This window comes from Guptibacillus algicola (assembly GCF_020171805.1).
GTDB classification, from domain to species: Bacteria; Bacillota; Bacilli; order Bacillales; family Guptibacillaceae; genus Guptibacillus; species Guptibacillus algicola.
In genome coordinates, this window is record NZ_JAIVAF010000004.1 from 188,988 (window position 1) to 205,701 (window position 16,714).

A 16,714-nucleotide genomic window follows, 5' to 3' on the forward strand; every position below is an offset into this window, starting at 1 on the left:
CTTAATCCGTTATGGAATAAGATGTGGCTTTTTCGTTTCGATTTACTGCTACATCTGATCAAAAACATTCTTAACTTTACCTATTACATCCTTACTCGACGCGTCCTCAACCATCATTGCGATAAGTAAATCTTTTCGATCTGTATTGTACGCTACGAATAAACCGTTTTCTTGCCCTGTTTCTTCTCCGGCACCTTTTAATTCAGCGGTTCCTGTTTTACCTGCAATCCTGATTCCTTCAACGACAGGCTCGTATGCGGTTCCGTCTGGATCTAATACGACTTTTTCAAGGGCTTTCTCAACAATTGAAGCAATATCCGTAGAGACAACCTCCATCGGTTCGCTACTCTGCCCCATCAGTAACGAAGGCTTCATCATTTTCCCTTCATTAGCGAACGCTGTATACGTCATCGCAAGGTGATAAGGTGAGACCAGCAATTCTCCTTGTCCATACCCTGAGTCTGCTAACAGGATGCCGTTTCCTAATCCATCGTTCGAAACAGAAGACTTCGCAGTCGGAAAGGGAAAGTCAGTTTCTGTCCCGATGAGAAAGGACTTAAGCCCTTTTTGGAACTTCTCGTCTCCAAGATCAAGCGCTTTTCTCGCAAAGTAAATGTTATCGGAGTGAACGAGCGCTTCTTCAAGGGTTACTTCAGGATCGGCTGGCTTTACTCGAGTAACTTGATAACCGCCCCAGCTCGAGTCAGCTCCCCAATTCAATCCGTCAATTTCCTCTACCGCATTCGGATCGAGACCATCCTTTAAGGCGATCGCAGCAGTAAGCGGCTTGATCGTGGACCCTGGAGAATAAGCTTTATTGAACTTTGCGGAGAAAGGCTGATCTTTATTAGCAGCAAGCGCATCATACTCACCTTCATCAAACCCAAGCGTGAAATCGTTTGGATTGTACGAAGGAGAACTTGTTAAAGCAAGCGTTTCTCCTGTTGTTGGGTGGAGTGCCACAGCTGTTCCCGCTTTACCGTCAAGTTCCTTGTAGAGCTTCTCCTGCACGGTTGAATCAATCGTTACTTGAATGTTCTCACCATCCACTTTCGGAGAGTTCGCGATCACTTTCTCTGTCCCTTTCACTTTAATGGTCCAGCCTGTTTCACCGTGAAGCTTTTCTTCATGGATTTCTTCTAGGCCAGCTACACCAATCCTCTCGTAACTTGAATAGCCTTTTTCCGCATATTCTTCTAAATCTTCTTTCAGCAAGTTACGGATATAGCCAGTAAGGTGCGCGGTACTTTCGCCGAGTGGGTAAATCCGTTCTGTCTTATTATTCACTTGCACACCAGTAATCTGTTTTGCTTCTTCGATCAAATCATCTTCTGTTTTCATTACACTTTTAATTGGTACAAATTGAGCAGAATTCGACTGTACCCAGCCCTGACTCAACTCTTTCTCAATATCCTCTACACTTATTTTCAATACTTCACTTAGCTGTGAAAGAATCGCTTCTTTATCGGCTTCGATTTTTTCGGGTACGACTCCGATCTGTGAAACAGTGCCATTCACCGCAAGCTCTACACCGTTCCGATCCGTTATATTTCCTCGTGTCGGAACTTCAGAAGTAATTGCGACTTCCTCGCCCTCATTTAACTCTTTAAAGATAAAGGAGGGATTCCAGTTCACCTTATATGCTTCTGAATCCTCTTCCTCTGTCAGCACTAGCGTTGCCTTATTTTCAAAAGCGACTTCTCCCGCAAGTGTTTGCATCGACACAGAATAAGGAAGCGTGACTACTCCTTCTTCATTGGGTTCTGGTTCTTCTTCTGGCTTCTCGAATGTAACCTTTAACTCTTGAACTTCCACATCGCCATAAATGGATTTATACCGTTCTACAAATTCTTCTTTCGTAATCGACTCCTGGGTATCCTGCGACAATTGGGTGTACATACTACTAAACTCTTGTTCGTTCCAGTCCTTTACATATGTATCGAACGCATCGATCGCTGATGGAGGCGAAGAACAACCTGCAAGAAGCAAGACGAAAAACCCCATCACGATTAATGATCTTAGATTCAAAACTAGCTCCCCTTTGTTCCTTTATTTTCCTTTAGTATAAAAGAACGGATCGCGAGTTGAAAGGATTAAGACTCACATATTTAAATTAGTCAGCTAACAAATGAATAGTACTTCCTGTTATTTCATTCAGTTCACCACATTCTGCACCCTTGCAACAGATTCATAGTCTTCTTACCATGAAACTGCGGCTTTCTTGAAACTTCGTATAATAAGAACCGTATACATAAGTAAGAGAATTGCGGACGTAGAGAATAGAGGAGGGGAAATGACGATGATTAACATAGCATTTGGTATTGCGCTATTAATTGTATGCGCAATCGTTCAGTACAGCTGGTTTTTCGATACAAATAATGGGATAGCGATTGATTTTAAATCAAAACGATCGTATATACTAACTAGCATTGCATTGGTCGTGTTTGCGGTTTACTTACTAGCAACAGGGATAGCGAATACCTTTTAGAGAACCGAAACAACAAAGCCAGCTACCCTTAAAGGCACTGGCTTTGTTGTTTTATTGCATATCCCATTCCTGTTCTAGTGCCTTTAATAGTTTATAAGGGCCTCTTTCCTTATTAGATGGAATCGCGATCATGACATCTGTGGATGGATAATAAGCAGAGTGGAAACTCACCCCAGGGTCATACCCCATCACATGATATTTCGTAACCTCATTCTCATTTTTATCGATCCAAACTCCATAGCCATAATAGGTATTACCTTTCACATGGACATGGGGGGTTAACAAATTGAACACGATTGGTTTACTAATCAACTTACCATTTATGAGGCTTTCCCAGAAATTTATCATGTCAGGAGCTGTAATATATGCACCCCCATCTGGTCCACCTACTCTTGGGATGGAATAGACATTTGTTTTCCATGTACCATCTTTGAAATCGATATACCCTTTTGCCGTATTCTTAGGGAGCGCATCCTGAGGGAAATAGCCGGAGTCATTCATACAACTAGGTTCAAAGATGTTTGATGAAACGTAATCAGTAAAAGACTGCTCTGATAGTTGTTCCACGATTAAACCCAATATGATATACGCCGCGTTATTGTAGTGGAACCTCTCCCCTGGAGCGAATTTCATCTCTCCATCCTGGAACAATGGTAAGAAATCTTTTGGTTCGTTCATCGTATACGAAGGTTTTTGAACCCATAAGTCTTCATAGTCCTCCATCGTTTCTTCATCAAAGTAATCCTCGATCCCGGACGTATGCGTCAACAGTTGATGCACCGTTATGTCGTTATCGAAATTAGGGAATGGTACCTTAAAACAGTCTCCTATTTTAGATTGGAATGATAACAGACCTCTTTCAACAAGCTGGCAGATTGCTACCGCTGTAAACAGCTTACAACCAGATGCGATTCCAAAGCTCGTGTGAATGTTATTTTCGATTTCCTCTGCTCGATTAGCGAAGCCTGATGCAGATTCGAGAATGACATCGTTTTGATTTCGTGCATACACGACGCCAGAGAACTTTTCTTCTTTTATCTTTTTCTCAATTTGGCCGATTACTGGTTGCATGTTTCCTCGCTCCTCTCTCTTTCTATTATACTGTTACCTTGTATGTTCAATAGCACTCCTCGAATTCCTTTTATACGTAGGAATAAGAGAGCGCTAGCTAAAAAAAGAGAGGCTAACACAAACGTCAGCCTCTCTTATATTAATTTGCACCTTTAATAGCACGGTGTAGACCTTTGATACAGCCGCCATGTTCGCTTTCATGAAACAGTGCAAAAAGAATTAATTCACCGATTGTATTCAATTCTACAGGACCAGCCTTGAACGTCTCTTCGATCGTTTCATCCAGACGACTTCCAAACGTATCTTTGAATCGTCCCATTTGTTCAGATAGTAGCTCTTTCAACTCAGCAACCTTTGGAGGATCAACGGTCCAATCCTTCGGGCTAGTTCCTCTAGTAAACAGTTCCCCATACCCTTCAGGGAGTTTAACTCCTTCTCCTGCCATATGGAACACGATGTATTCAAACGATACAAGCACATGACCTAACTGCCAGCGTAACGAATTCGGAAACCCTTCTGGAATGATATCCGCATTCTCCTCTGTGATCTTCTCTGCCCCCATAAGCAGAAATGTACGCGTCATATCCATCTGTTGCATAATACTTTCCATACGAAACACACCTTTCAATATGTAAATTAATGCTCCTCTATCCTGTGCAACTTGCTTCTCTATCATACAATAAATCTAGTTTCCATATGAACACTTCCATATTCCACCTGATTACCCTTTATTTAATCCACATTTTTTTTTCAATCTTGTTAGTTCCCCCATGAAATCGGGTAACCTCTGTATCATTGCACAAAATAGTCTACAACTAAGACCGTTCAGGAGGAAACATATTGTTTACATTAAGTGATTTACCGATGTTTTTAATAAATTTCTTTTTAATTCTACCGATCGTTACGTTAGTACATGAAGCTGGACATGTTCTAACAGCGAGACTTTTCGGAGGAAAAATAAAGTTTTGTATAGGTACCGGCGAGACGCTCTTTCATATCGGTGCCCTCGAAGTGAAGAAAAAGTATTTTATGGAAGGTTGGTGTCAGTATGAAAAGCTGACATACAACAAAACGTGGGCTCATGTTGCGATTTATTTAGCAGGTAGTCTTTTTAACTTGTCTGTTATTTTGATCATTAACCTATTAATCAACCTAGACGTGTTACCCGCCGCACTCTTTTTCTATCAGTATTCGTATTTCTCTGTTTACTTTATCTTCTTTTCACTAATGCCTTATCGAAACGATGCAGGCAAGCCAAGTGATGGCCTTGCTGTTTTTGATGTTATCCGCTACGGAAAAGCAGAAGATCCTATCGATTAACTAGCAAAAAGCTGCCTTCGAGGGCAGCTTTTTTAAACGTTAGATATCCCACCGGTGGAAACACCTGTCAATCCATTGATTTTTTACTATTTTAGAATAAATGTGTTTACATCCCTCTTCATGAGGAACAAAATTAAGAGAGACTGTTTTAGGGGGGAGTTAGGATGAGACTTATTCTAGTGAACTTAAAAAGGAAGGAATCTCTATGAAGAAAGTTGGGCTGCTACTTTTATCAGCCGGTTTCTTGATCGTTTTATGGAGTGGCTATTCGTTCTGGAATCAGAGTAAAGCTGTGACACATCAGCCTGAAGCTATCCAAGAAAACCATCCTGGCTGGGATTCTACTGTGGAAAAAAAGACGATATCTGTTGGGGATGACAAAGAATTAAAGCCTACTTTTGAGCATGGTGAAAAAGCTGCGATGCTTTCGATTCCCCGAATCGGTAGTAAGTACAGCGTTTATTATGGCACAGACGAAGATTCGTTGAAGAAAGGTGTAGGCTTACATGACAGTAAGTGGACCGTAACACCTGAAGAAGAGGGCCACGTAGTACTATCTGGACATAGAGATACCGTTTTCCACAACCTGGATCAAGTAGAAGAAGGTGACCATCTCTATGTGGAATTTGAAGGGACTGTCTATGACTATCAGGTGAGAAAGATCTGGATAACAGATGAGGATGACCGTTCTGTTATCGTAAAGAAGGACAAGTCGACCTTAACCTTAACAACTTGTTACCCATTTGATTATATCGGTTTTGCTCCAGAACGATATATCATTCAATCAGAACTCGTTTCAACAGAAACGCCACTACGTAAATAAAGAGCTGCCAACGAGAGGCAGCTCTTTCGTTATTTTATTGGTAGATGTAATAAATACTTAGATTCTGTTCCAATAAATGGGGTATATTTCTCAAAACCATACAAATCGCCTGTCCGCTCATAAGAGGATTCCTGAACCCATCTGTGAAGATAAGAATATGGATTACACTCATCTGACGTTGGATCATGCTGTACTGCTGCATACCTTCTCGGTGGTAAGACAATCTTTGTCATTCCTTCAGGTACCTTTGCATCCTCCTCGACTTCTACACAAGCAATCCAACTAAACTCTTCAGTATCAGGGTCCCAATTCGGAGGATCTACGTATATCCCAAAAGAAACATTTGGGTCAATTCTGCTTTGGATTTTATCTACATGGTTAGCATAAAACGACTCTACCATCTCTGGAATTTTCTTATCCTTTTCCTTCATTGTAGTATCACACTTCATACCGATTAATGTCATCTCACCCATTTCTACAAGAACCGGGGTTTGTAATTCAGTTGACATCAAAGCACCACCTTAGATTGAGTTACTACCTCCTTCTTTGTTAATCATTTGATTCCTGCTATCAATTCCAACCTTTACACTGAGCCTACTTCTCCCAAATATTAAACGTCATTCCATAAGGATCCTGCACATAGCAATCCTTTCCTTTACCTTCCCACCGAATGATTTTGCATCCATTCTTCAGCAGGTCATTCCTTGCTTCTTCTAACGATTCCACTTCCAACTCCAAGACAGGACCGAGGTTTTTTTCGCCATCGATTAAGAAGATATGGTTGTGAGCACTTTTGAATTCAACTTCATTTACCGTGCTATGATCTTGGTGCTTTAAACCTAACACTTCTTCATAAAATGATTTTGCTTCAGCGACATTCTCCACCTGTAAACCAATATTTTTTGACAGTTCGTACTTCACTGCAACACCTCACTTCCTCCATTTATTATTCCCACTTATCCACCTTCTCTTTCATTCATCATATTCCTTTTTCAACTACTATTTATACATAGATCCCAAGTTTCCGCTTCACATCAGTGAGAAGAGGCATTACTTTAGCTCGTGCTTTTCCTGCGCCTTCTGCGAGAATTCGATCGAGCTCTTCAAGGTTCTCCATATAATACTTGTACTTTCTCCTCGGTTCGCGAAGAGCAAGATTCATTACATCGAAGAGTTCTCTCTTCGCTTCTCCCCATCCAATCCCCGTTTCAAATCGCTCACGCATCGTAGCGATCTCATCTTCGCTTGCAAACTCTCGATAGAGGGCAAACACAATCGATTCATCAGGGTCTTTTGCTTCATGTGGCTCTGTAGAGTCTGTTTTGATTCTGTTGATTAACTTTTTAAGCTTATCCGGCTCCTCGAAAATTGGAATCGTATTGTTATAGCTCTTACTCATTTTCCGCCCATCCAGCCCCGGAAGTACAGCTGATTCCTCCTCAACAACATAATCAGGTAATTTAAATGTCTCACCAAATTGTCTGTTGAATGTTTCCGCAAGATCACGTGCGATTTCAACATGCTGAATTTGATCTTTTCCAACTGGCACAAGATCAGATTGGAATAACAAGATGTCAGAAGCCATCAATATCGGATACGTGAAAAGCCCCATGTTAACCCCATCATCTTGTTCGCGCCCTGTTTCTCGGTTTTGATCTACGATCGCTTTATAAGCATGCGCACGATTCATTAAGCCTTTTGAACTAAAGCATGCAAGAATCCATGATAGTTCAAAAATTTCCGGAACGTCAGATTGGCGATAGAAGATCGATTTCTGAGGATCTAGACCTAATGCAAGCCATGTTGCCGCAATCCCATATGAAAGCTCCTTCATTTGTTTCGCATCTTGTATTTTCGTCAGACCGTGATAATCCGCTACAAAGTATACGGGTTCCTCATGCTTCGCAAGCTCTAACGCTGGCTTGATTGCACCGATATAGTTTCCAAGATGAATCCTTCCTGTTGGTTTAATGCCAGTTAACACGGTATTCTTCATGATTACTCCTCCATTCAATTCAATACAAAAAGGGTCCCCCATCCTATAAAAGGACGAGAAACCCGTGGTGCCACCTTCGTTCGTTTACGTAAATAAACGCTCTTAACTCCTACAGAAATAAGAAACCCTTTCTATAAGGTGTCTCTTGTATCGGTAAGACGCTCCGCCGGAACCTACTCATCTTTCAGCCCAGAAGCTCAAAAGCCCATTCACCTTTTGCGCACACTGATTCACACCAACCATCAGCTCTCTGTCGTGACGCTCAAGACTACTCTTCTTCATCATCGCACGTTTATTTTTTTATTATTCTAAATCTATATAACGAGTAAGTCAAGAAATATTCCCCATATCATTAGTAGTTAACTATTTTCTAAAATGCACCTTCAAATTATCTAATTCTTTCAATACGCGTTATACTAGAGATAGAAAATAGCAAGATTCTGTTCCCCCCTTCCCTTCTATCCCAAGTTCCTCATATATCAGATTATTCAATATTCTATATAAAAAGGGTATTTTTAGAAATTTCTACATTTTTCTTTCGATGTATGACCAAAAATATTTTTGCTCAAAATATTTTTACTATCATGTGAATGTATGGAGGTGTTTCGTACGGTATAGCAAGGTTTTCACCATTTTAAACAACAATTTTTAGTACCTGGTCATAACTTTTGGTCATAAATCCCATTGACATGCCTTAAGGGTGCTGTTAGAGTTAACTGCGAATCAAACAAAAATTATTGAAAATTCTGCCCAAATGACTATTGGAAGGTGATTTAGTGAAAGATCTACATTCATTCAGTTGGTATGCCGCTCGTGTCAAAAAACACTTGCCAAAAGATGCCTTCAAACCCGTACCAAGCCGATTATTCGGTGGTCTTATTTACTTGTTGATTACAATTGCCAGTTTCCTAATCATAGGACTGTTTAACTTACATCCACTTATCAATTTAGCTCTCTCTGTTGTAATTGGTTCAAGCTTTGCTGGACTAGGGTTTCTTGGTCACGAAATCCTGCACGGCACGGTAGTGCGGAAGCCTTGGCTTCGCGATACACTAGGTGCGATCGCGTTCTTCCCGCTAAGTACTGGACCAAAGCTATGGAGAAAATGGCACAATATGAATCACCATGTGCACACACAGCATGATGAAAATGACCCTGATGCTTGGCCAACACTCGAAAAGATTTCAAAGATGAAAATCTTCCAGTGGATTTACAAGCTTCCGTTTTTCATCAGAGCATTCTTTAGTTTTGCATCCTTAACATTACAGTTCACAGCTCATTCTATGAAAATGTTCTTCGTATATGTAAAAGAATTCAAATCCGGAAAGCAGACTGAAGTTTGGCTTCAAGTTGTTCTTCCTTGGGTAACGTGGATCGGTTTACTATTCATTATGGGATTCGAAAAATGGATTTTCGCGTTCTTCATCCCATTATTGATTGCAAACTTTATCGTGATGGCTTATATTTCAACAAACCACCGATTGAATCCATTAACACCTGTAAATGATCCGCTTGCAAACAGCTTAACTGTAACGGTTCCTAAATGGGTAGATAAGATTCACTTTAACTTCTCATACCATACAGAACATCATTTATTCCCGGGTATGAGCCCGAAATACTATCCGATCGTTAAAAAACATATTAAAGATATGTGGCCTGATCGTTATCATGAAATGCCGATGACGAGAGCGATGATCGCATTATGGAAAACGCCGCGTGTTTACTTTGATCACAATGAACTGGTTGACCCAAATAGCGGAAACGCATTTGGATCACTAGGAAACAAGCTGAATCCACATTCGATTTTGCCACGAAAACTCACAAAGAAATAAATAGAAAGCAGCCCAAAAACGGGCTGCTTTTTCTAGTTATCAGAGAAGACCAAAAGCCCTCCCTGCAAACTTGTTCTCATTACATGCTTAAGGCAGGATTACCCTGCAGCATGCAGCTTTATGAATCGAGTATTAGTACCCGCCTCCAACAAAAGCTGCACCTACGATGATAAGGAGAATAAACAGCACTACAATTAGAGCGAACCCGCTGCCGTAACCATATCCCATGGAGTTGGCCTCCCTTCCATCATGGATTACTATATCCTATGCTATAGTTACCATGTTGGATGGGCATCCGTTTAGGAAGGGGGTTATTCTTTGTTTTAGCTCTCTGGATCCTCTAGCTTGACACCTAGACCTTCTGCCATACGATTAACAAAATTGAAGTATGAGGCGATCTGACAAACATCCAATATTTCTCGATCACTACACCCTATTTCTTTAAGTTCATCAACATCAACGTCTCTTACACTACTGGGTTTCCTCGTTAACTTTACTGCATAATCAAGGATAGCTACTTCTTTCTCATCCAATTCTACCTCACGATAATTTCTCTTCAATCCTTCCACTAGAACATGATCCTTCGTCACGAAATGGAGCGCCGCCCCATGATGTTCCATTCAGTAGAAACACTCATTTTCTACAGAAACAACGGTTGCGATCATTTCCCTCACCTTCCGTGATAAAGGAGAAGAGGAGAACATGATCACTTTGTAATAGTTCAAATGCGTTTCGAGTGATCGTGGATTGAGTGAGTGAACGCGCAGTATATTGGCCATCTTATTGTTAAATGCATCATAAAGCTCTTTTAACTTACCTTCTGCCTCATCATATGGCACCATGTGAATTCTTGCATTCATCCTTTATCTCTCCTTTGTGATGTCATAGAGCTCCCGTCTCTCTTTGTCTTTTTCGAGTAAAAGAAGAATTCACCTTCTTCTCACTACAAAATACTAGAAACGAAGAAAAATCCATTGCATATATAAGCACATGCTTATATACTAATGACGGGGGTGATGCAATGAATCGAACAGCCATTGAGATGGAATTAGCTGCTAGCGTTCTTAAACTATTAGGAGATAAAACAAGGCTCACGATCATCGGTTTGTTAAAAGATGGCGAGTGCTGTGTGTGTGAATTTGTTGACTTACTTAATATGAGTCAACCTTCAGTCAGTCAACATCTTAGGAAACTTCGGGATGCGGGGTTAGTAAAAGAACGAAGAAATAGCCAGTGGATTTTCTACTCGCTTAATAAGGACCATGAAGCTTTTTCTATCATCGAAAGCGTCATTCAGCTCATACCAGACCAAAAAGAAAAGCTTCACCAACTAGAAATAAGCGGCCGTCGCATTCGCTGTGATTAATGGAGGAATTGATTTGATTTCTGTACTACTTGCAATCATGATTTTTATACTTACGCTAGTTCTCGTCATCTGGCAGCCGAAGAACCTTGGAATTGGGTGGACGGCTTGCGGTGGTGCGATTCTAGCTCTTCTTGTAGGGGTCGTTGATTTTCAAGATGTGATAACAGTAACGGGAATTGTGTGGAACGCCACATTCGCCTTTATTGCCATTATCTTAATTTCACTTATCCTCGATGAAATCGGGTTCTTCGAATGGGCTGCTCTTCATATGGCAAGAGTAGCAAAAGGGAATGGACTTCGAATGTTCATTTACGTAACACTTCTTGGAGCTGTTGTTGCTGCACTTTTCGCAAATGATGGCGCAGCTCTTATTCTGACACCAATCGTGCTCGCGATGGTTCGGAACCTTAAGTTCCAAGAGAGAATGATTTTCCCGTTTATTATGGCGAGTGGATTTATCGCAGACACAACCTCACTGCCACTCGTTGTTAGTAACCTTGTGAATATCGTATCAGCGGACTTTTTCGATATTGGGTTCGTTGAGTATGCTTCAAGAATGATCGTTCCAAACTTCTTCGCACTAGGCGCAAGTATCCTTGTGCTCTACCTTTTCTTTAGAAAAGATATTCCAGGAAACTATGATCTAAAAATGCTTCGAGCACCGAAAGAAGCGATCCGTGATGAGAAGATGTTTAAACTGTCCTGGCTTGTACTTGCTGTCCTGCTCGTAGGATATTTTGCAAGTGAATTTATCGGCGTTCCTGTTTCGATCATCGCAGGGATTGTAGCCATTTTCTTCCTGCTGATGGCTAGAAGAAGTTCCGCAGTTGAAACACGTAAAGTCGTTAATGGTGCGCCTTGGGCGATCGTGTTCTTCTCGATCGGTATGTACGTTGTCGTTTACGGGCTCCGTAATGTTGGCTTAACGGACATACTCGCAGACCTCATTCAAGGTGCTGCAGACCAAGGATTACTAGCAGCGACCGTTTCGATGGGCTTCATTGCCGCCATTTTATCTTCAATCATGAACAATATGCCTACGGTTATGATCGATGCCCTTGCTATTGAAGCAACATCTACGACAGGCACGCTAAAAGAAGCACTGATTTACGCAAACATCATCGGCTCTGACTTAGGTCCTAAGATCACTCCGATCGGTTCACTTGCTACATTATTATGGCTTCACGTACTTTCCCTTAAAGGTGTGAAGATTTCCTGGGGATACTATTTCAAAATTGGAATCATCTTAACAGTACCAACACTGTTAATCACACTCTTTGGCCTTTATCTATGGCTATTGATTCTCTAAAATTACATTTCAACAAAGAGGAGACTGCTAATTATGTCTAACAAAAAAACGATTTATTTCCTATGTACAGGTAATTCTTGTAGAAGCCAAATGGCTGAGGGTTTCGCAAAAAAACACCTAAGCGATCGCTACGACGTTTATTCAGCTGGTATTGAAGCGCATGGCTTAAACCCGAATGCCGTTAAAGCAATGAATGAAGTGGACATCGACATCACAAACCAAACATCAGACACCATTGATTCCGAGCTATTGAACAATGCTGATATGGTCGTAACGCTTTGCGGTGATGCAAACGATAAATGCCCTATGACTCCTCCACATGTAACACGTGAGCACTGGGGCTTTGACGATCCAGCCAAAGCTGAAGGAACAGAAGAAGAAAAATGGGCGTTCTTCCAACGTGTTCGCGATGAAATCGATGCACGCATCGAACGCTTCGCAAAAGAAGAGCAGTAAACATAAAAAGGCATTCCCATCGATTGGGGATGCCTTTTCATATGCTAATCTTTTTTTCTTTTAATACCGATTGTTCTTCCAGCATGCTTCGGTTTTTCGTTTTCTTTATCCATCAAGTACAGTCGCTCTAATTCGACACCCACAGCTTCAGGAAATGCTCCAGGTCTTCCCTCTGTCGTATCCATTCCCATTAGCATCTGTTCACTCGTTGCCACTAAATCACCCTGCTCATTGCTCATCATGAAGAAGATGTGAATACGTTTCTGATCAATATCTAACAATTGACTAGTAACAATCAATTTCTCACCTTCATGTGCTTCCTTCAAGTAGCAAAGGTGCGTTTCCAAAGTAAAAATCGTGTAACTGTATTTTTCGCGTGCTTCCTCGTGCAAGCCGATATAGTTCATAAATTCGTCGACAGCGATGCTAAATACTTTCGCATACTCAGCATCATTCATATGACCATTGTAATCGACCCATTCATTAAGTACCTTTTGTTCTAGTTTGAAAGAAGGCTTCACGTCATTCCCTCCTATTCGTTTGTCTTTCTAGACTGTTGTGCTTCTGGCCAATAGTCCTTAACAAGATCAAGAAGTTTAACAAGAAATTCGTTTCGGTTCTTATCAAGTTCCGATAAGCTACAGTCACGAGACTGATCTTCACACCCCTCTACTACTCGGTCGTGAAGCTCATCCGTTAGCTCCGGAGCTTCAAGCTTTGTCCATGGCTTCTTAAGTGCAGGTCCAAACTGTTTCAACATATGACGCATGCCGCCTTCCCCCCCTGCAAGATGGAACGTAAGGAAAGGACCGTACTGTGCATAACGAAGTCCTGCGCCATAAATAAACGCATTGTCCACTTCTTCTGTCGTTGCGATCCCTTCGTTGACGATATGAAGCGATTCACGCCAAATTGCCTCGAGTAGACGGTCCGCAATGTGACCCTCAATTTCATGGCGCACAAGTAACGTCTTCATATTCATACCTTCAAAGAACGCCATCGCACGATCAGTGTACTCTTTTGTGGTACCTTGTCCTGGGACAACTTCTACTAATGGCAAAATGTAAACAGGATGAAATGGATGAGCTACAACAAAACGTTCAGGGTGTGCTAGTCCACGCTGTAAATAGGATGGCTTAATTCCTGAAGTACTTGATCCGATGACCGCATCCTTTTTGGCATGTGCATCGATATTCTTTAGTACAGACTCCTTCAAATCTTCAACCTCAGGAACATTTTCCTGAATATAATCAGCATTTGCAACTGCAGTCGCAAGATCTTGCTCAAACGACAATCGATCTCTTGATGCCCCATCTGCTAGTCCGAGTTCCTTTACGTATGGCCATGCATGATCGACCGCTTTACGCATTCTCTCCTCAGCGCCGTCTGCTGGATCAGTTGCAACAACATCGTACCCATTAGCAAGAAAGCGTGTAATCCACCCATTGCCAATTACGCCTGTCCCTACGACTGCAACTTTTTTGATATCTGCCATCTTTATTGCCCTCCGTGCGGATTTCTAAGTTGTAGATAGTCTCTTGCTTCTTCTGGAGTCATTGGTTCTAGTCCATGACCATTAAGCATCGTAACGGCTTTATCAACAAGCTGTTCATTCGTTGCAGGAACGCCTTTACTCAAGTAAATGTTATCTTCAAGCCCTACTCGCACATTCCCTCCAAGCATTGCTGATTGCGCTGCGATTGGCATTTGCATTCTGCCGATTCCAAACGCTGACCAGTGCGCATTTTCAGGGAGACGATTTCTCATATACAGCATCGTTTCTGCATCCGCTTCAGCTCCCCACGGAATACCGAGGCAAAACTGAAACATTGGATCGCCATCGATTAAACCTTCATCGATCAATTGTTTTGCAAAGCGAACGTGACCTGTATCAAAGCACTCAAGTTCAGGCTTTACACCACTTTCTTGAATAAGCTTTGCTTGTTCACGCAACCAGTCAGTTGGGCTCATGTAGATCATGTTACCAAAATTCGTACTACCGCAATCCAGTGTGCACATTTCCGGTAATAACTGTCCTACAGGTTCATGGCGTTCTCTCGGTGTTTGCATATCTGTACCTTCTCCACCCGCAGACGGTGTGGATAAACTAGGGATGAAATCTCCACCGCCTCCAGATGTGATGTTGATAATCACGTCTGTCTCAGATTCACGAATACGTTCGACGATTTCACGGTAATGATCTACATTATGGCTAATTCCACCTGTTTCAGGATTGCGAGCATGAACGTGGGCGATTGTTGCACCTGCTTTCGCTGATTCAATTGCAGATTCTGCAATTTCTTTCGGTGTGACAGGTACATGTGGATTTTTCTTAATGGTATCTCCTGCACCTGTTACTGCTGCTGTTAACAATACTTTTCCTTTCATCCTTATGTCCTCCTTTATATCCCTATACATTAGTGCTTACTTTTTAAATACAATTTAAACTATACCATCCGGACTGTTTACTTTCAACCTTCCGCAGATTAGTTATGCAAGGAATTTTTCATGATATAACTTGTTGCTTTCCTCTACTACACTGACTAATAACTTGATTAAAAACCGTCTAAACAGTATACTTTAAATATATTACTTGAAACGAAGAAGGAATTGTTTCCAACATTCTCTAGTGTTAAGATGTGCTAAGATTAATAAATTATTTAGTCGAAAGGATTAGATGAATGCCCAGAGAGTCGAAACGGCATAAAATATTAGAAGCTGCGGCATTAATTGTTCATAAGCGTGGCATAGATGCGCTGACGTTGGATGCTGTAGCAGAAGAGGCGATGGTGAGTAAAGGGGGACTCCTTTATCATTTTCGGAGCAAAGAAGCTCTAGTTGAAGGACTTGTACTCCATATGAACAACCTCTACCGATCTAATGTTGAAAGTGCTGTACAAGAAGATATTAATAAAGATGGCAAATGGACAAGAGCTTTTGTGAAAGCCACGCACGACCAAAGTCAAAAAGACACCGAAACGAGTGCTGGAATGCTTGCAGCTCAAGGAATTAATCCTGACCTTCTGAAACCGTTGCAACAAACGTATGCGAATTGGCAAGAAAACATCGAGGCAGACGGATTAGATCCTGTGAAAGCAACTATTTTAAGACTTGCAGTCGATGGATTGTGGTTCTCTGAAATTTTCGGCCTTGCACCGCTTGATGACAAGCTTCGGAAGCAAGTCGTAGATGCACTCTTAGAACAAACCTATCTGAATTCTAAAAAAGAAAACGAATAAGAAAAGCACTCGCGTCTTTGTAGAGCGAGTGCTTTTTTTGTATAGTTGAAAGATCTGAGCTTCCCCCAAATCCAGCTCAATCGTTAATCTAGTTTCTTCATCTTGTATACTTCCCTCGAAGTGATGAAGTCAGGAATGCTATCCCGATACTCTTGATAATGAGTGGAATTTATATGCCCTTTAACTGCTTCTTCATTCTGCCACACTTCCTGAATAATGTACGTTGAATCTTCTATCGATCGATGTAAATCGTACTGTATACAACCTGTTTCTTTTCGTGATGCTTCTCCTACGCTCTTTAAAACATTGTACACTTCATTTTCATGACCTTCTATTGGCTTAAGGATAGCCGTAATCACGATTTCATCCATTGTATGTTCACCTCGTTATCATATCTTATCTTTTCATTCTATAGAGTGAACATAACGATCGAAAAACATGCGAAGAGTTCAAGCCTTAGCTGGTTTAAGGATCGTCCGCTGCAACGGTACTCCGCCCATGCTCACATTCCGCTCGATGAAAATATATTCTTTACCATCGATTCTAAAACGACGGTATCCCGTATACTCTACCTCACGTCCCTCAGCTTTGAGCTGTTTCGTAATCGCTTGTACATACTCGTTAAAGTCTGTATACCGTTCCTCAAAGTCGATCTGTATATGTCCCTTTCGATATCCCATTAGAAAATTAAATCCCATCAGCACTAAAATGAAGACAGGAATCATAAGCAATAATGTCCAAAGTTCCATAGGATGTCCCTCCCCTTGTCTTACTATATTTACGAATAAGCCCTGGGAGGAGTTTCACTCTCTTC

22 protein-coding genes and 1 other annotated feature are annotated in these 16,714 nt (G+C 41.4%); of the genes, 8 read left to right on the forward strand and 14 right to left on the reverse strand.

From position 1 onward, the window contains the following. Nucleotides 1–48: 48 nt before the first annotated feature. Nucleotides 49–2,028 carry a penicillin-binding transpeptidase domain-containing protein gene (locus tag LCM09_RS15010; protein ID WP_224883532.1) on the reverse strand — a complete coding sequence of 660 codons (1,980 nt, stop codon included), beginning with the start codon at nucleotides 2,026–2,028 and terminating at the stop codon, nucleotides 49–51. A 271-nt stretch (nucleotides 2,029–2,299) separates the two neighbouring features. On the opposite strand from LCM09_RS15010, the gene LCM09_RS15015 reads away from it, so the two are divergent. Beyond that, nucleotides 2,300–2,488, forward strand: coding sequence for a hypothetical protein (locus tag LCM09_RS15015; RefSeq protein WP_224883534.1), 189 nt, complete (start codon nucleotides 2,300–2,302; stop codon nucleotides 2,486–2,488). Between the two features lie 51 nt (nucleotides 2,489–2,539). Here LCM09_RS15015 and LCM09_RS15020 read toward each other — a convergent pair whose 3' ends face one another. Next, nucleotides 2,540–3,559 carry a serine hydrolase domain-containing protein gene (locus LCM09_RS15020; protein ID WP_224883536.1) on the reverse strand — a complete coding sequence of 340 codons (1,020 nt, stop codon included), beginning with the start codon at nucleotides 3,557–3,559 and terminating at the stop codon, nucleotides 2,540–2,542. Between the two features lie 139 nt (nucleotides 3,560–3,698). Continuing rightward, on the reverse strand, nucleotides 3,699–4,235 hold the full coding sequence (locus tag LCM09_RS15025) for a DinB family protein (RefSeq protein WP_224883537.1): 537 nt from the start codon (nucleotides 4,233–4,235) through the stop codon (nucleotides 3,699–3,701). A gap of 164 nt (nucleotides 4,236–4,399) precedes the next feature. On the opposite strand from LCM09_RS15025, the gene LCM09_RS15030 reads away from it, so the two are divergent. Both LCM09_RS15030 and LCM09_RS15035 read left to right on the forward strand, forming a co-directional pair. Further along, on the forward strand, nucleotides 4,400–4,879 hold the full coding sequence (locus LCM09_RS15030; protein WP_224883539.1) for a site-2 protease family protein: 480 nt from the start codon (nucleotides 4,400–4,402) through the stop codon (nucleotides 4,877–4,879). A 205-nt stretch (nucleotides 4,880–5,084) separates the two neighbouring features. Beyond that, nucleotides 5,085–5,702 carry a class D sortase gene (locus tag LCM09_RS15035; protein ID WP_224883541.1) on the forward strand — a complete coding sequence of 206 codons (618 nt, stop codon included), beginning with the start codon at nucleotides 5,085–5,087 and terminating at the stop codon, nucleotides 5,700–5,702. Between the two features lie 29 nt (nucleotides 5,703–5,731). Here the strand turns inward: LCM09_RS15035 and LCM09_RS15040 are convergent, their stop codons facing one another. The 3 genes from LCM09_RS15040 to LCM09_RS15050 all read right to left on the reverse strand — a co-directional run bounded on the left by LCM09_RS15040 (nucleotide 5,732) and on the right by LCM09_RS15050 (nucleotide 7,698). Then, nucleotides 5,732–6,211, reverse strand: coding sequence for a GyrI-like domain-containing protein (locus tag LCM09_RS15040; RefSeq protein WP_224883543.1), 480 nt, complete (start codon nucleotides 6,209–6,211; stop codon nucleotides 5,732–5,734). 85 nt (nucleotides 6,212–6,296) lie between these two features. Next, nucleotides 6,297–6,623: a VOC family protein gene (locus LCM09_RS15045; RefSeq protein WP_224883545.1), complete on the reverse strand. Its 327-nt coding sequence runs from the start codon at nucleotides 6,621–6,623 to the stop codon at nucleotides 6,297–6,299. 82 nt (nucleotides 6,624–6,705) lie between these two features. After that, on the reverse strand, nucleotides 6,706–7,698 hold the full coding sequence (locus tag LCM09_RS15050) for a tryptophan--tRNA ligase (protein ID WP_224883547.1): 993 nt from the start codon (nucleotides 7,696–7,698) through the stop codon (nucleotides 6,706–6,708). Between the two features lie 46 nt (nucleotides 7,699–7,744). Beyond that, nucleotides 7,745–7,992, reverse strand: a binding site (T-box leader). Between the two features lie 482 nt (nucleotides 7,993–8,474). Between LCM09_RS15050 and desB the strand changes: the two genes are divergently transcribed. Beyond that, nucleotides 8,475–9,530 carry a Delta(10) desaturase DesB gene (gene desB, locus LCM09_RS15055; protein ID WP_224883549.1) on the forward strand — a complete coding sequence of 352 codons (1,056 nt, stop codon included), beginning with the start codon at nucleotides 8,475–8,477 and terminating at the stop codon, nucleotides 9,528–9,530. 132 nt (nucleotides 9,531–9,662) lie between these two features. Here the strand turns inward: desB and LCM09_RS15060 are convergent, their stop codons facing one another. The 3 genes from LCM09_RS15060 to LCM09_RS15070 all read right to left on the reverse strand — a co-directional run bounded on the left by LCM09_RS15060 (nucleotide 9,663) and on the right by LCM09_RS15070 (nucleotide 10,390). Continuing rightward, on the reverse strand, nucleotides 9,663–9,758 hold the full coding sequence (locus tag LCM09_RS15060; RefSeq protein WP_142329528.1) for a YjcZ family sporulation protein: 96 nt from the start codon (nucleotides 9,756–9,758) through the stop codon (nucleotides 9,663–9,665). Between the two features lie 95 nt (nucleotides 9,759–9,853). Beyond that, complete coding sequence (locus tag LCM09_RS15065; protein ID WP_224883551.1) at nucleotides 9,854–10,150, reverse strand: carboxymuconolactone decarboxylase family protein; 297 nt, start codon at nucleotides 10,148–10,150, stop codon at nucleotides 9,854–9,856. Further along, nucleotides 10,151–10,390: a carboxymuconolactone decarboxylase family protein gene (locus LCM09_RS15070; RefSeq protein ID WP_224883553.1), complete on the reverse strand. Its 240-nt coding sequence runs from the start codon at nucleotides 10,388–10,390 to the stop codon at nucleotides 10,151–10,153. 161 nt (nucleotides 10,391–10,551) lie between these two features. On the opposite strand from LCM09_RS15070, the gene LCM09_RS15075 reads away from it, so the two are divergent. From LCM09_RS15075 to arsC, 3 genes are read left to right on the forward strand one after another with little or no spacing between them, the layout of a single operon-like run. After that, nucleotides 10,552–10,896 (forward strand): ArsR/SmtB family transcription factor, encoded by a 345-nt coding sequence (locus LCM09_RS15075; protein ID WP_224883561.1) that lies wholly within the window; start codon nucleotides 10,552–10,554, stop codon nucleotides 10,894–10,896. A gap of 13 nt (nucleotides 10,897–10,909) precedes the next feature. Next, nucleotides 10,910–12,205 (forward strand): arsenic transporter, encoded by a 1,296-nt coding sequence (locus tag LCM09_RS15080; protein WP_263623025.1) that lies wholly within the window; start codon nucleotides 10,910–10,912, stop codon nucleotides 12,203–12,205. Nucleotides 12,206–12,238: 33 nt separating this feature from the next. Beyond that, entirely contained in the window at nucleotides 12,239–12,661 is a 423-nt protein-coding gene (gene arsC / locus LCM09_RS15085; protein ID WP_224883563.1) for an arsenate reductase (thioredoxin), read from the forward strand. A 44-nt stretch (nucleotides 12,662–12,705) separates the two neighbouring features. On the opposite strand, the gene LCM09_RS15090 is transcribed toward arsC, so the two are convergent. From LCM09_RS15090 to LCM09_RS15100, 3 genes are read right to left on the reverse strand one after another with little or no spacing between them, the layout of a single operon-like run. Beyond that, nucleotides 12,706–13,182, reverse strand: coding sequence for a thioesterase family protein (locus LCM09_RS15090; protein WP_224883565.1), 477 nt, complete (start codon nucleotides 13,180–13,182; stop codon nucleotides 12,706–12,708). Between the two features lie 11 nt (nucleotides 13,183–13,193). After that, nucleotides 13,194–14,156: a 3-hydroxyacyl-CoA dehydrogenase NAD-binding domain-containing protein gene (locus LCM09_RS15095; RefSeq protein ID WP_224883567.1), complete on the reverse strand. Its 963-nt coding sequence runs from the start codon at nucleotides 14,154–14,156 to the stop codon at nucleotides 13,194–13,196. A 2-nt stretch (nucleotides 14,157–14,158) separates the two neighbouring features. Next, the gene (locus tag LCM09_RS15100; RefSeq protein WP_224883569.1) at nucleotides 14,159–15,049 is read right to left on the reverse strand and encodes a beta-keto acid cleavage family enzyme; all 891 of its coding nucleotides are present in this window, start codon (nucleotides 15,047–15,049) and stop codon (nucleotides 14,159–14,161) included. 293 nt (nucleotides 15,050–15,342) lie between these two features. On the opposite strand from LCM09_RS15100, the gene LCM09_RS15105 reads away from it, so the two are divergent. Beyond that, the gene (locus LCM09_RS15105) at nucleotides 15,343–15,900 is read left to right on the forward strand and encodes a TetR/AcrR family transcriptional regulator (protein WP_224883570.1); all 558 of its coding nucleotides are present in this window, start codon (nucleotides 15,343–15,345) and stop codon (nucleotides 15,898–15,900) included. Nucleotides 15,901–15,983: 83 nt separating this feature from the next. Here LCM09_RS15105 and LCM09_RS15110 read toward each other — a convergent pair whose 3' ends face one another. Together LCM09_RS15110 and LCM09_RS15115 are read right to left on the reverse strand one after the other, a co-directional pair. After that, entirely contained in the window at nucleotides 15,984–16,271 is a 288-nt protein-coding gene (locus LCM09_RS15110; protein ID WP_224883572.1) for a putative quinol monooxygenase, read from the reverse strand. Between the two features lie 78 nt (nucleotides 16,272–16,349). Then, nucleotides 16,350–16,649, reverse strand: a complete 300-nt coding sequence (locus LCM09_RS15115) for a hypothetical protein (RefSeq protein WP_224883574.1) — start codon at nucleotides 16,647–16,649, stop codon at nucleotides 16,350–16,352. Between the last annotated feature and the right edge of the window lie 65 nt (nucleotides 16,650–16,714).